This is a genomic window from Roseibium sediminicola (assembly GCF_023156505.1).
GTDB lineage: Bacteria > Pseudomonadota > Alphaproteobacteria > Rhizobiales > Stappiaceae > Roseibium > Roseibium sediminicola.
Genome location: NZ_JALNMJ010000003.1, coordinates 273527 through 288254 on the forward strand (window position 1 = coordinate 273527; position 14728 = coordinate 288254).

The following is a 14728-nucleotide window of genomic DNA, read 5'->3' on the forward strand; positions in this document are numbered from 1 at the left end:
TCTCGCGCTCTTTTTTAGCAATCGCCGATCCGGGCTCCCCGGTCCCGGATCTCCGCTACGCTGCGTCCGGGATGACGAGAACGGTCGTTTTTGTTCTGGCTTGAAGACCGTGTTTTACCTGTACTTCTCGATAAACCCGTCAATCGGCAGGGTCCGGAAATCGGGCAGGCGCTCCTTCAGCTGGTCATGGCTCCAGTCCCACCAGGCAATTTCCATCAGGGCGTCTTCCTGGGCTTCCGTGAAACGCCGCTTGATCGGTTTGGCGGCGACACCTCCGACCACCGTGTAGGGCGCAACATCCTTGGAGACGACGGCGCCCGCGGCGACGATCGCGCCGGTGCCGATGGTGACACCGGCCAGCACGGTGACATTGTGGCCGATCCAGACGTCATGGCCGAGCGTGACCCAGTCATCCTTGCGCCACTGGAAGAAGTCGCCGTCATCCTCACCGAGCCCGTAGGCCGCCGCCCGGTAGGTGAAATGATGCTGAGACGCCCGCCAGGTGGCGTGATTGCCGGGATTGAGCCGCACCCGCCGGGCGATGGAGCAGAACTTGCCGATGGTCGACCAGACCACGTCGCCGTCCTGCACGATATAGGAATAGTCGCCCATCTGGCTCTCGCGCATGTCCGTGCGCGCGCCGACTTCGGTCCAGACGCCAAGCTCGCAGTTCAGGACCGTGGCCTCCGGATGGACATTCGGGGCTTCGGACAGGGACGGTTTCTGGTGGGGGGCGGACATGCGGGCTCCATACGCTTTGTGACGGGATCGGCAGGGGTTTTAGCCGGGCAGGCAGGACACGGAGTGACGATTTGATGACAAAGCCGTGACTGTTTTGATTTTTTTCAAATCCCTGGACAACGGGGAAAGCCTGGGACGGATCGATTTTGTTTCGGAAAACCTGTTTGAAGTTGCGGGAATATGAAGCTGTGCAAGTTATTGTTGAGAGGCCGGAGAAGCTTCTGAGAGCGCTGCGGAAATGGTCGCCTCCCATGTGCCTCTGCTCGTTTCTGAGATGGCTATGTCATTGTTCTGTCATAAATCTTTGACGTTTCGGTCAAGAGACCGTCATCAACCTGTAATCGTTCGATGGCTCATGTCGCCCAGCACAAATCAAACACGAACAGGGCTGGCGCGTGATTCAGTTTCAGGATGTCACCAAGACCTTCGGGTCTCGGACCGCGGTCAACAGGGCAAGTTTTAATATCGACCGGCCGCAGATGGTCGGCATCATCGGTCGATCCGGCGCGGGCAAATCGACCCTGCTGCGCATGATCAATCGGCTGACACCTGCAACGAGTGGACAGATCCTGTTCGAGGGACGGGACATACTGAGCCTTCGGGGCGGCATGATGCGCCGTTGGCAGCGCGACTGCGCCATGGTGTTCCAGCAATTCAACCTGGTGCCGCGGCTTGATGTGGTCACCAATGTCATGCTCGGCCGTTTGAACGGCCACGGCACCCTGAAGAGCCTGTTCAACGTTTTCAGCGCCGACGATGTCAATTCGGCATTGGCCGCGCTGGACCGACTGGGCATCGCCCAGGAGGCCACGAAACGCGCCGAGGAACTGTCCGGCGGACAGCAGCAGCGTGTCGCCATTGCCCGCGCTCTGATGCAGGACCCGCACATGATCCTGGCGGACGAGCCGATCGCCTCGCTCGATCCGATGAACGCCAAGATCGTCATGGATTCGCTGCGCCAGATTCACGAGCGCGACAACAAGATCGTCCTTTGCAATCTACACACGCTCGATACGGCCCGCAGCTACTGCGACCGCGTCATCGGTATGCGCGACGGCTTCATCGTCTTTGACGGCAAGCCAGACGAGCTGACCACGGAAGCCGCGCGCGAAATTTACGGGGCGGATGAAAGCTTTAATGAGGCGGCGACGTCCACCGCCATCGACACCGGCCAGTCCGGCTTCAAAGAATCCGCCGGTGCGATGGCCCCGGCGGCAGCAGCGGTCTGATCCGGCTGCGCCCATTTAACGTCATCAAGATTGAGAACTCTCGGGGAGTGTCCCACATGAAAATCGTTGCTAAAGTTGCTGCGCTGGCCGCAGTCAGCATGATCGCTCTGAACGCCTCTGCAGCAGGCGCTTCTGAAATCACCGAATTCCGCATCGGCATCCTGGGCGGCGAAAACGCTTCCGACCGCCTGCGTGCCTACGAGTGCCTGGAAGAAAAAACCGCTGATCTGCTCGGCGTCCCGGTCAAGCTGTTCGCACCGGCCGATTATAACGGCGTCATCGAAGGTCTACTCGGCGGCAACCTGGACATGGCCTGGCTGGGCGCTTCCGGCTACGCGAAAGTCTACCTGACCGACCCGGAAGCCGTTGAGCCGGTTCTGGTCAAGGTCAACAACGATGGCAGCTACGGCTATTATTCCATCGGTTTTGCCCGCGTTGACAGCGAGATCAACTCCCTCGACGACATGAAGGGCAAGGTCTTCGGCTTTGGCGACCCGAACTCCACCTCCGGTTACCTGATCCCGTCCATCGAAATCCCGAAACTCGGCTACTCCATGAAGCCGGGCGAGTATTTCGCTGACGTGAAGTTCACCGGCGGTCACGAGCAGACCATCGTTGCGGTCTTCAACGGCGACATCGACGGCGGCGTAACCTGGGCCGACGGCCTGGGCGAATGGGAAGACGGCTACAATTCCGGCGCCCTGCGCAAGGCCACCGATGCCGGTCTCGTCGACATGACCGAGATCCACGAAATCTGGCGTTCGCCGGTGATCCCGGAAGGCCCGGTTGTTCTGTCCAAGAAACTGCCGGAAGACGTCAAGACCAAGATGACCGACCTGATGGCCAACCTCGTCAAGGAAGACAAGGAATGCGGCTACGGCGTGATGGCTGGTGAAGCCCGCGGTTTCGAGCCGATCACCCACGAGGCCTACACCTCGATCATCGAAGCTCGCAAGTCCAAGAGCCAGTAATCCGGTTGCCGGATGCATGCGCGGGCCGGTCTCCGGCCCGCGTTTTTATGAACGATCCTTTTAGGGAATAACATGATGGCCGTTGCTGCTCTCGAGCAGGAAATCCTGTCCATGCGCAAGCGCCGACAGCTCTATTCGATGATGGGGCTGCTCCTGGTGATTGCGGTTCTGGTCTCCGGATATTCCAAATCCAATGAGATGAATTCCGGCGGATTTCTGCAAGGCCTCAGCAAGTTCTTCGACTATCCCGGCGAGATTGTTGCCGAAGCCGTCGCGGCCGGTCCTGGCTTTTTTGCCCTGATCCTGCAATTCGTTCCGGCCATGCTGGAAACGCTCAACATTGCCGGTGTTGCGACACTGTTGGGTGGCGCGCTTGCCGTGGTGCTGGCCATGGCCTCGACCCGTAATGTCGACAGCTGGGGCCCGCTCATTCCGGTGGTCCGCCGGATGATGGACATCATGCGCGCGTTCCCGGAGCTGATCATTGCCCTGTTCCTGATCTTCGTGCTCGGCTCCAGCCCGGTGCCGGCGATGATTGCCGTTGCCTTTCACACGGCGGGCGCGCTGGGCAAATTGTTTTCCGAAGTGAATGAGAACATTGACCGCAAGCCGATCGAGGGCCTGTCGGCATGCGGCGCCAGCTGGCTGCAGCGGATCCGGTTCGCGGTTCTGCCGCAAGTCGCGCCGAACTATCTCAGCTATTTTCTGCTCCGCCTTGAAATCAACGTGCGCGCCTCGGCCATTCTCGGCTTTGTCGGTGCCGGCGGTATCGGCCAGGAGCTGCGCCGCACCATCGGCTGGGGCAAGGGCGCCGGCGACGAAACCGCCGCGATTTTCGTGCTTCTGTTTGTCACCATCATGGTCATCGACCAGCTGTCGTCCTACCTGCGCGGCAAGCTCGTCGGCTCCGGCCGGGCGCATTGAGGGATTTGACCATGGCTATCGATACTCTTGAGCCGGTGATCACCCCCGATCTGGTCTGGAAACAGGTCCGCCACCGGGCGCGCGTGACACTGCTTGTGCCGTTCGCGATCGTGGCATACCTCGTCTATACGTGGTTCGCCTTCGGCGTGCCGGACCTGTTGATGCGGGCGCAGCCCGAGCGGGCCGTGATCCTTGCGACCGATACGGTCGCCTACAAGGTCCATGTCACCAGAAGCTTCCGGACCAACGAGTTTGAGGTCGCCACCGAGGGCGAACGCACCGCGACCTATGACAATTCCGACGTGCCGGACTGGGTGCGTCTCGACGGCGACAATGCAATGATCGATCTCGGCGACGGCTATTCGGTTGAGATCGTCGGCAAGACCGCGCTGTTCACCATCCCCGGCTATGGGGTGATCGAGGGCACCGCGACCGCTAACGGCGTCGAAACCGTTCTGCCCGAGAGCGACGCGCCGGACTGGGTCAAGGTCGATCCGCGCAAGCTGGATGTGCGCCCGACCCTCGACCGGCGTCTGCAGGTCACCAAGACCAAGATCGAGGTGCATAATTATTTCGGCGGCTGGGAAAACTTCTGGTTCCCGTTCCGCTCGCCGCTCTGGGGCATGTCCTTCAGCGAACTCTACGCGCTCGCCCTCAGTTCCGACCGGATGGATCCGGACTATTCGAATCTCTGGTTCATCGTGCATGAATTCCTGGAAAACCCGGACTGGCAGCACGGCACGGTGTTCGTGGCCCTGTTCGAAACCATCATGATGGCGGTGCTCGGCACGCTGACGGCCGCGATTTTCGGCCTGCCTCTGGCTTTCCTCGCCGCGCGCAATTTCACGCCATCGAAGATCCTGCGCTTCGGCACCCGCCGCCTGTTCGACTTCCTGCGCGGCATCGACATGCTGATCTGGTCGCTGATCTTCATCCGCGCCTTCGGCCTCGGTCCGCTGACCGGCGCGCTGGCGATTGCCTTCACCGACACCGGCTCGCTCGGCAAGCTCTTCTCAGAAGCGCTTGAGAACATCGACAACAAGCAGGTCGAAGGCGTACGCGCCACCGGCGCCAGCCAGATCCAGCGCTACCGCTTCGGCGTCATCCCCCAGATCCTGCCGGTGTTTGTCTCCCAGGTGCTCTACTATCTGGAATCGAACACCCGCTCGGCAACCGTCATCGGCGCGCTTGGCGCGGGTGGTATCGGCCTGTTGCTGGTCGAGACCATGAAGACGTCCAGGGACTGGGAAAACACCAGCTACATCATCATCCTGACGATCGTGGTGGTGATCCTGATGGACCAGACCTCCGGCTGGCTGCGCCGCAAACTGATCGAGGGCAAGTAGGTCTCGAAGCATCGACGAACCTGGAAACCCGGCATCAATCGGTGCCGGGTTTTTCTTGCTTAGTCCTTGATAACTGCCCCAGGCGTCTTCCTGCCGCATTTCCGTCGCGCTAGCGTGTCAGCGTAATGGAAGACGATTCAGAGCTGGAGGAGGGGGCTGTGCCTCAGCGGATCAGGAACGCTATTCTGGGATTGGTGGTCGGCGGCCTGACGGCCGGGACAGCGAGCGGCTCCGCCCTCGCCATCGACAGCTGTGTGGCCTCGCTGAAGAAACAGGCGATTGCCGCCGGGGTCCGCCCGGAGATTGCCGAACAGATGCTCGGCAAGGCGTCGTACGACGAAAAAGTCATTCGCTTCTCCACCTCGCAGCCGGAACACAAGACCGAGATCTGGGACTACATGGCCTTTCTGGTTGATGCGCAGCGGATTGAGGACGGCAAGAAATACCTGAAAGAGCACAATCGCACGCTGAGTTCGATCGAGAAGCGCTATGGCGTCAATCGGCACGTGGTGCTGGCCGTCTGGGGAATCGAGAGCGATTTCGGCAATTTCCGCGGCGATTTCTATACGCCTCACGCCCTGGCCAACCTGGCCTGTGCCGGCAAGCGCCGGCAGAAATATTTCCGCGGCGAACTGATCAAGACCCTGCAGATCGCCTCGCGCGGGGATGTCCCGGCGAAGGATTTCGTTGGCTCCTGGGCCGGAGCCTTCGGCCAGACCCAGTTCATGCCGAGCACCTATAACAGTCTCGCGGTCGATTTTGACGGCGACGGCCGCAAGGATCTGGTCAATTCGGTGCCTGACGCCCTGGCCTCGACGGCGAATTTTCTGAAAAACGCCGGTTGGCGGGACAGCCGTCCCTGGGGTTTCGAGGTCACGGTCCCTGGCGGCTATTCGGGCCCGTCCGGGCGCACCAAATACGCGTCCCTGTCGACCTGGGGCAAACGTGGCCTCAAGAAAATCGACGGCGGCGGTCTGTCCGGCAAGCTTGAGGCGGCATTGATCCAGCCCGCGGGCGCCAAGGGACCGGCCTTCCTGGTGACCCGCAACTTCCGGGCGCTCCGTTCCTACAACGCTTCGACCTCCTACGGTCTTGCGATTGCCTTGCTGTCCGAACTTGTCGCCGGCCGCGAACCGTTCAAGACACCCTGGCCGACCAACAATCCGGGCCTGTCGCGGGCGCAGCGCTGGGAATTGCAGAAGCTGCTTAACAAGAACGGCTTCAATGTCGGCACGCCCGACGGCAAGGTTGGTCCGGCCACCCGCGAGGGCATCCGCAAGGCGGAGGCAAAATACGGTCTGCCCGTCACCGGCCGCCCGTCCTGGAATGTATACTACGCCCTCGGCGGCAGGTAAGGCCCGGCAAGCCCGGTTCAGGACGCGTCCTGCGTGATTGAGCGGTAGACGCTGGAATGCAGGCAGTATGTGTTGCGGCCCGATTTCTTGGCCTGATACATGGCTTCGTCGGCTGTGCGCAGCAACTCGTATTCCAGGAGCGGGCCGGCTTCCTGCACGGATGCGCCGGCGCTGGCGCCCACGCATTTTTGCTGGGCGCCCTTGAAGCTCATCGGCAGGTTCACTTCCCGGATGATCTCCTCGGCAAGAGCGGTCAGGTCGTCCAGGCCTGTCCTATCGGCGGTCAGGATCAGAAATTCGTCGCCGCCCATCCGGACCAGTGTCTCGCCGTCCTGCAGCAGGGCGGACAGACGCAGCGCAACGGTCCTGATCACCAGGTCGCCGATGGAATGGCCGTCCTGGTCGTTGATGCTCTTGAACCGGTCGAGATCGATCAAGATGGCCGAGATCTTGGTCCCGGCCTCCATGGTCGCCTCCACAGTTTCGAAAAACCGGGCCATCATGCGCCGGTTGCCGATCCCGGTGAGCGCGTCATGGAGCGCATTGTGTTCGATCTGTGCGTTGAGATCGCGCAGTGCCTCGTTGGCGACCCGCAGCTCCAGGTTTAGCGCTTCGGTCTTGGTGCGCAACTCGCGTTCATAGTCGGCCTTGCTGTTGGCGAGGCGGAACTCCAGGCGGTTCCTGAAATCGTTGCTTTGGCGTTCCGTTTCCTCCGAGACCAGTTTTTGCTGCAGCTCCACATAGGCCTTCAGATAGTTGAGTGCCGTGCGATGTTCCGCCAGGGCCTCGTGAGTCTGGGAAAGTTTCAGGTAGAAATTCCGGGTCCAGTGATTGTAGTCGGCACCGGCCGCGTTCAGGAGCCCGTTCTCAAGTTCCGCCCGGGCTTCGTCATAGCGAAGTTCTTCCAGGTAACTCAGGCCGAGAACATAATAGAGATGGCAGGCGACCCGGTGATCCTGGCTGAACTGTGCGGCCCTGAGACCCATGCGGGCGCAACGCCTGGCCTCCTTCAGCTCACCTGTTTCCACCAGGGCGGCGCCCAATACTTCATAGGCGTAAGGCAGATTGACCGCATTTCGGGTCGCCAGCGACTGCTCTAGGCAGGCCTGACCGGCTTCAACGGCCGCTTCCGCCCGGCCGTTGCGCAGTTCCGCGCGCGACAGGGTTTGCAGGATGTGGGCGCGCTCGAAGTCTCGGCCCAGCTTGTCGGCGATCGCCATGGCGTCCCGCAATTTGTTCTGCGCCTTGTCGTAGTCGTTGTAATAGGCGCACATATTCGCCAGCACTGTCAGCGGCTCAATGCCGGCCTTGCCGTGAACCGCGGGCCCCAGAACCTCAAGGCTTTCGCCGAGGATTTCGTCGGCGAGGCTCAATTCGCCCAGGCTGTAGACACAGACGGACTTGATGACCAGCAGTTCCGACCACCCTTCAGGATCCCGGTCGGGGCTCATTTGCGAAAAAGCGTCTTCGGTCAGCTTCATCGCCGCGTCGTAATGGCCGGACCATCGTTCCAGCCAGGCGAGGTTGAATTGCAATGGCCGCGCCCCGGCCGGAGGTGTCTGTGCCTCCTCTAAAGCGCCGTAGAGCAAGCGTTTGCAAAATGCGGGATTGCGCCACCGCAACGCCCAGCTCCGCTCTTGCAAATCCTTCAGACCGGCCTCCTTCAACTGCTATGCCTAAAAAATTGCCATTGGTGATCATAGCTATTTTTTCGATTGAGCAAGGGAATTTCGTTGGGATAAGCATTAGATTTGTTGCAATGCGAAAGGTTGCGGCGCAAACTATTGGTGTTTTTCTGGAGGGATTTGGATGTCTGGACGGATTTTGACTGTTGCACAGCAAAAAGGCGGGTCCGGCAAGACGACATTGGCGGTCCACCTCGCGGTTGCATTGGCAGCCCAGTCCGGGGAACCGGTCGCCATTCTCGATGTCGACCCGCAAGGGTCCCTCGGCACCTGGTATGAGGCCCGCGAGGACCGGCTCGGTGAAGACGGCACCGGCCTGGAATTTCGCACGGCGTCGGGCTGGGGCGCGCGCCGGGAGGCCAGATCGCTGGCCCGGTCCCACGGATATGTCATCGTGGACACGCCTCCCAAGACGGATGTCGACGCCAAGCCTGCCATTGACGCAGCCGACTTTGTGATTGTTCCAGTTCAGCCGACGCCAGTCGATTTGTGGGCGACGTCGCAAACCTTCGAAATGGCCGCCCGGGAAGACACGCCCGCGCTCCTGGTGCTCAACCGGGTGCCGCCGCGGGCATCCCTCACGGCGGCAATGGCCGAGGCGATCACTGAATCAGGTTACGATGCGCTGGCAGCCCGTCTCGGTAACCGGACGCTGTTTGCGTCGGCGATGGGGCAGGGCGCCGCGGTGACCGAAGCCGCCCCCTCAAGCAAGGCAGCCCTGGAAGTTGCTTCCCTGATCGATGAACTGATCGGCCGGATCGGATAGCCCGCTCCGGAGCCTGTTTTAGCCAAATGACGCCAAATGAGCGCGACAGGCTCTCGCCGTTGCGTCAGCAGAGACGCGATTGAGACACTTTTTGCCTTGTCCTTGTCACGATCCGGTGCCTTGATAGGGAAAATTCCCAGCCCCGGAGGACTGGCCATGTCCGTTTATTCGATTGTTTTCAAACATGTTCACCAGACGCTTGGCGCGATGGCCAAGCCGCTCGCAAGACCCCTTCAAATTGCCGTTGTCGGCGCCGGAGCGGTTGGGCTGCTGGCCTTGCCCGCCGCCGCGCAGGACAAGCGCATTGTCACCATTGATGACGCGGATTATTTCGGGGCCGACTATCGCACGGTAAAGGATGTCGATCTGGACGCCTGCAAATCCGCCTGTCTCGATGACAAGCAGTGCCGGGCCTTCACTTTCAACACCTCCGCGGGCTGGTGTTTTCTGAAATCCGATTTCGGGGAATTGCAGAGTTTCGTCGGAGCCGTTGCCGGACGCGTCGTCGAGGTTCAGGCACCGCGGGCGGACCTGAGCGCCGACCGGAAAGCCGAACTCCTCTTCGTGCCGTTGTCGCAGCTGGAAAGCGCGGAAACCTATTCGCAAAGCATCGCCAATTCCGTCAGTGCCGCCGGGCAGACCGCGGCGCAGCTCCGCCAGAGCGGGCTCGTGGCTCTGAGCCAGCGGCAGGGAACCTTCGCAGAAGCGGATTTCCTGCAGGTGATCAAGCTGGACCCGGGCGACTACAAGGCCTGGACTCATCTTGCAACGGCGCTCTTGATGCAGGATCCGGACGATTGGGAGGCCAAGCAGACCAAGCGCAAGAACGCGATTTCCGCATCGATCAACGCCTATTTGAGATCCGTCGGCGAAGAGGAGCAGGCGCTTGCGCTCGAACTGCTCGCCCGGTCCCTGGTCGTCCGCAGTGAATACAAGACGGCGATCAAGGCCTATCGCGCCTCCCTGGCCTTGCAAGAAAACAGCAGCATCCGCTATCGCTACAACGAACTGATTGCCGAACACGGTTTCCGCATTGTCGATCACCAGGTCGACAGCGACAGCGCGTCACCGCGCGTCTGCCTGGTGTTCTCGCAGAAATTGCCGGTCGGTGAGGACATGAGCCCCTATGTCTCCGTCGACGGCGAGGGCACATTCGCGATCGAATCGGAAGAGAACCAGATCTGTGCCGACGGCCTGAAACATGGTGCGCGCTACCGGATCACCGCCCGCAGCGGCCTGCCGGCGGGCGATGGTGAAAAGATCGAAAAAAACGCGGAACTGTCCGTTTACGTCAAGGACCGCTCGCCGTCGGTGAATTTCCTCAGCCGGTCTTATGTCCTGCCTTCGGGCGGCAACCCGACCATCCCGATCGTGTCGGTCAACACCAATGAGGTCGAAGCCACGATCTACCGTGTCGGCAACCGCTCGGTCGCCGATATCCTCAGGGACAACCGGTTCCTGCGTCAGCTGGACAGTTATCAGGCCGACCAGATCGAGGACGAGCTCGGTGAAAAGGTCTGGTCGGGCATTGTCGAGACCGGCAACGAGCTCAACCAGGACATGGTCACGGCGATGCCCGTGTCGGAGACCGGCATCGAATTGAAACCGGGTGTCTACGCCATGACCGCCCGGTCCAAGCTGGATCAGCAGAACCGCTGGGGCGCACTGGCAACTCAGTGGTTCCTTGTGTCGGATCTCGGTGTGACGGCGCTGACCGGAGACACCGGCATTGCCGCGAATATCCGTTCGCTCTCCTCGGCGGAAGCGCTGGAAGGCGTGAACGTGCGCCTGCTGGCGGTCAACAACGAAATCCTCGGCGAGACAGTCACCAACGCGGACGGCTTTGCCGAATTTGCTGCAGGCCTCACCCGAGGCCGCGGCGGGCGTGCGCCCGGCGTCCTGGTGGCTGAAACGCAGGCCGGGGATTATTCCTTCCTCGACCTGCGCAAACCCGCATTTGACCTTTCAGACCGCGGTGTCGAGGGCCGTCCCGCGCCCGGGCCGCTCGATGTCTTCGCCTGGACGGACCGGGGCATCTACAAGGCCGGCGAAACCGTTTATGCCCAGGCCTTGCTGCGCAACGGCGCGGCGGTCGCCCAGGAGGACTTTCCGCTCACCTTCATCTTCACGCGGCCGGATGGCGTCGAGCACGCGCGCTTTACCGTCAATGACGGCGGTCTTGGCGGTCACCTGCAGGACCTGACCCTGGCATCGTCCGCCCAGCAGGGCATCTGGGCCTGGCGCGTGTTTGCCGATCCGAAGGGACGGGCCCTGTCGGAGCAGACCTTCCTGGTGGAGGACTACCAGCCGGAGCGGGTCGATTTCGATCTGGAAACCGATGCGGCCGCCTTCAGCCGGACGGCACCGACCGAAGTGACGCTCGAGGCGAAGTTCCTCTACGGGTCGCCCGCAAGCGGTCAGACATTGGAGGGAGACGTCATTGTCCGGCCCGTGCGCACGCTCAAGGCCTATCCGGGCTACCAGTTCGGCGTGCCGGACGCGGATGCCTATTCAGAGCGCGGCTCGATTTCCTCGGGCCTGAAGACCGGCGACGACGGCAAACTGACCTTTGAGGTCTTCATGCCCGGACTGCCCGAAACGAGCATGCTTTACGATGCCTCGCTGATCACCCGCCTGGTCGAAGCCGGCGGCCGTTATGTGGAACGCGATCTTGATTTGCCCGTGGCACAGGACAGCGCCCGCATTGGCATCAAGCCGGCCTTCGACGGCGGTGTCGACGAAGGCGGACCGGCGGATTTCTCCGTGATTGTCGTTGGAACGGATGGTAAGGAGCTCGACGCGTCGGATCTTCACTGGACGCTTTCCAAGGTTGACCGCCGCTATCAGTGGTACCGCTATGACGGCCGCTGGTCCTATGAACCGATCACGACGACCCGCCGGGTCGACAGCGGTGATTTCGATGTCACCGCCGGCCAGCCGGCGCGGCTGTCGCTTCCGGTGGACTGGGGTCAGTACCGGCTGGAGGTCGCCGGTAGCGGCACCCTGCAGACGACGACACAGGTCACCTTCAACGCCGGCTGGTACACGGCCGACGCCACCTCGGACACACCCGACTATCTGGATGTCGGTCTCGACCGGACCAGCTATCGGCCCGGGGATGTCGCCAAATTGCGCCTGAAGCCGCAAATGGCGGGCATTGCCGTGATCAATGTGGTCTCCGGCGGTCTCCTGGCCAGCCAGACCGTTGAGGTCAGCGGCGAGGAAACCGAGGTCGAGATCCCGGTCAGCGACGATTGGGGCGCCGGTGCCTATATCACCGCCAGCCTCTACCGGCCGATGGACCTGGACCAGAAACGCATGCCGTCGCGGGCCATGGGACTCTCCTGGCTGCAAGTGGATCCTGGCAAGCGGGCGCTCGATATCGAGCTTTCCACGCCCGATCACATGCTTCCGGAATCCACGCTCGAGGTACCGGTCAAACTGGCCGGCCTTGAAGCGGGAGACACAGCCTATCTCACCGTTGCGGCGGTGGATGTCGGTATTCTCAATCTGACCAATTACCAGACGCCCGATCCGGACAGCTGGTATTTCGGCCAGCGCCGTCTCGGCACGGATTTCCGCGATCTCTATGGACAGCTGATCGACCGCACCGCCGGAACCCTTGGACGCGTACGGTCCGGAGGTGATGCCGCGGGCATGCGCCTGGATGCGCCGCCGCCGGACGAAGAGCCGGTGGCGCTGTTCTCCGGTCTGGTGGCCTTCGATGAGAATGGCGAAGCAACGGTCTCCTTCGATATTCCGGCCTTCAATGGCGCCATCAAGCTGATGGCGGTTGCCTGGACCAAGGACGGTGTCGGCCATGCCGATCGGGAAGTGCAAGTGCGCTCGCCCGTGGTGATGACCGCCAGCGCGCCCGCCTTCCTGGCGCCTGGCGACCAGTCGCGGCTGGCCCTGGAAATCGACAATGTCGATGGCGCCCCGGGAACGTACCAGCTTGAGCTCTCCGTCGCCGAAGGCCTGAGCCTGGATGGCAGCGCCTCGTTCACGCGCTCGCTTGAGCTGGGCTCTGGTCAGAAGGAACTTGTCCTGACCAGCGTCACGGCGGGTGACAGCCTGACCGACGCGGAGGTCGTCGCCTCCCTGACGGGGCCGGATGGGGCGACCTATGTCAAACGCTTCGGCCTCGACGTCGAAGACACCCAGCCCGAGGTGGTGCGCCGGTCCGTGTTCACGCTGGCCAAGGGCGATACCCTGAGCCTGACCGCCGACAGTTTCGACGGTCTGCGTGCGGACACCGTCGATATCACGCTGACGGCGGGCGGCGCGGCGAGCATCGACGTTGCCGGCCTGCTGGCCGCCCTCGACCGCTATCCCTATGGCTGCACCGAGCAGACCACCAGCCGCGCTTTGCCGTTGCTCTATTTGAGTGAAGTGGCGGAAGCCGCGGGTCTCGGTGGCGATAGCGCCATCCGCGAGCGGGTGGTCAAGGCGATCGCCCGGGTTCTGTCGAACCAGTCGTCCTCGGGCGATTTCGGGCTCTGGTCCAGTTATGGCGACGGCGATACCTGGCTCGACGCCTATGTCTCCGATTTCCTGACCCGGGCGCGGGAGCAGGGCTATGAGGTGCCGGAGCTTGCGTTCACGACGGCGCTGGACAATCTGGAAAACCGGCTCGCCTATGCCTCCGACTTCCAGGATGGCGGGGAGGGCGTCGCCTATGCACTCTATGTGCTCGCCCGCAACGGCCGGGCGTCCATGGGCGACCTGCGTTATTATCTGGACGCCAAGCTGCAGCATTTCGCAACACCGATGGCAAAGGCGCAAGTTGCGGCAGGTCTTGCCCTTTACGGAGAACAGGACCGGGCAGAGACCGGCTTCCAGGCGGCCTTGGCCGCATTGCCGGCCGATACCACCAGTACCTATCGGAGCGACTATGGCTCCAAGCTGCGCGACAGTGCGGCGGTCACCGACTATGTGGTGTCTGCATCCATGGGAGATAAGCTCAAGCAGGATGCCATTGACCGGTTGAAGACCGCACAGACCAGAGCGGCGGGCCAGTCGACGCAGGATATGGCCTGGTTGCTGCTGGCGGCCCATACCTTGAATGAATCGGCTGCCGAAGCGCGGCTTTCCGTGCGCGGCGAGGAAACGCCCGGCCGTCTGGCCTGGTCGCTCGAAGGTAGCGAAGTCAGCCAGTTCCCTGCGGAGATCGCCAACAATGGCGATGCGGCGACCGAGCTTCTGGTCGCGGTTGCCGGACAGCCGCTGGTGCCCGAGCCCGCGGGCGGCAAGGACTATTCGGTCGAGCGGACCGTCTATGATCTTGACGGCAATCCCGTCGATCCGACGGCCGTACCCGTCAACACAAGGCTTGCGGTGGTGGTGACGGTGCGGGCGCTCAGCGACCAGCCAGGCCGCCTGATGGTGGTCGACCGGTTGCCGGCCGGCCTTGTGATCGACAATCCGCGTCTTGTCCGGTCTGGCGATCTGGGCGGCCTGTCCTTCCTGGACACCGTCGACCAGCCCGAACATGCGGCTTTCTACAAGGACCGCTTCGAGGTCGCCGTCAATCAGACCCGCTGGAGCAGCCGGGAGCTGACCTTCGCCTATCTGGCCCGGGCCGCCACACCTGGCAACTACACCCATCCGCCGGCGTCGGTCGAGGACATGTACCGTCCGGACCGCCGCGCGATCACCGCGACCGGCCGGTTTGTGGTGCTCGGTCCGACCCGATAAGACGGCAGGGACCT

Annotated in this window: 9 protein-coding genes; 7 read left to right on the top strand and 2 right to left on the bottom strand. The window is 62.1% G+C overall.

Annotated elements, in window-relative coordinates:
- Positions 1 to 114: 114 nt before the first annotated feature.
- Entirely contained in the window at positions 115 to 741 is a 627-nt protein-coding gene (locus M0H32_RS06745) for an LbetaH domain-containing protein (RefSeq protein WP_248152487.1), read from the bottom strand.
- 395 nt (positions 742 to 1136) lie between these two features.
- On the opposite strand from M0H32_RS06745, the gene phnC reads away from it, so the two are divergent.
- The 5 genes from phnC to M0H32_RS06770 all read left to right on the top strand — a co-directional run bounded on the left by phnC (position 1137) and on the right by M0H32_RS06770 (position 6566).
- Positions 1137 to 1970: a phosphonate ABC transporter ATP-binding protein gene (gene phnC / locus M0H32_RS06750; RefSeq protein WP_248152489.1), complete on the top strand. Its 834-nt coding sequence runs from the start codon at positions 1137 to 1139 to the stop codon at positions 1968 to 1970.
- A 56-nt stretch (positions 1971 to 2026) separates the two neighbouring features.
- Positions 2027 to 2941: a phosphonate ABC transporter substrate-binding protein gene (gene phnD, locus M0H32_RS06755; RefSeq protein WP_248152492.1), complete on the top strand. Its 915-nt coding sequence runs from the start codon at positions 2027 to 2029 to the stop codon at positions 2939 to 2941.
- 72 nt (positions 2942 to 3013) lie between these two features.
- Positions 3014 to 3865 (top strand): phosphonate ABC transporter, permease protein PhnE, encoded by an 852-nt coding sequence (gene phnE, locus M0H32_RS06760; RefSeq protein WP_248152494.1) that lies wholly within the window; start codon positions 3014 to 3016, stop codon positions 3863 to 3865.
- A gap of 11 nt (positions 3866 to 3876) precedes the next feature.
- Positions 3877 to 5211, top strand: coding sequence for a phosphonate ABC transporter, permease protein PhnE (phnE, locus tag M0H32_RS06765; RefSeq protein ID WP_248152495.1), 1335 nt, complete (start codon positions 3877 to 3879; stop codon positions 5209 to 5211).
- Between the two features lie 125 nt (positions 5212 to 5336).
- On the top strand, positions 5337 to 6566 hold the full coding sequence (locus M0H32_RS06770; RefSeq protein WP_248152498.1) for a lytic murein transglycosylase: 1230 nt from the start codon (positions 5337 to 5339) through the stop codon (positions 6564 to 6566).
- A 17-nt stretch (positions 6567 to 6583) separates the two neighbouring features.
- Here M0H32_RS06770 and M0H32_RS06775 read toward each other — a convergent pair whose 3' ends face one another.
- On the bottom strand, positions 6584 to 8101 hold the full coding sequence (locus tag M0H32_RS06775; RefSeq protein ID WP_248152499.1) for a diguanylate cyclase domain-containing protein: 1518 nt from the start codon (positions 8099 to 8101) through the stop codon (positions 6584 to 6586).
- 274 nt (positions 8102 to 8375) lie between these two features.
- On the opposite strand from M0H32_RS06775, the gene parA reads away from it, so the two are divergent.
- Positions 8376 to 9017: a ParA family partition ATPase gene (gene parA / locus M0H32_RS06780; protein ID WP_248152500.1), complete on the top strand. Its 642-nt coding sequence runs from the start codon at positions 8376 to 8378 to the stop codon at positions 9015 to 9017.
- A 156-nt stretch (positions 9018 to 9173) separates the two neighbouring features.
- Entirely contained in the window at positions 9174 to 14714 is a 5541-nt protein-coding gene (locus tag M0H32_RS06785; RefSeq protein ID WP_248152501.1) for an alpha-2-macroglobulin family protein, read from the top strand.
- Positions 14715 to 14728: the final 14 nt, after the last annotated feature.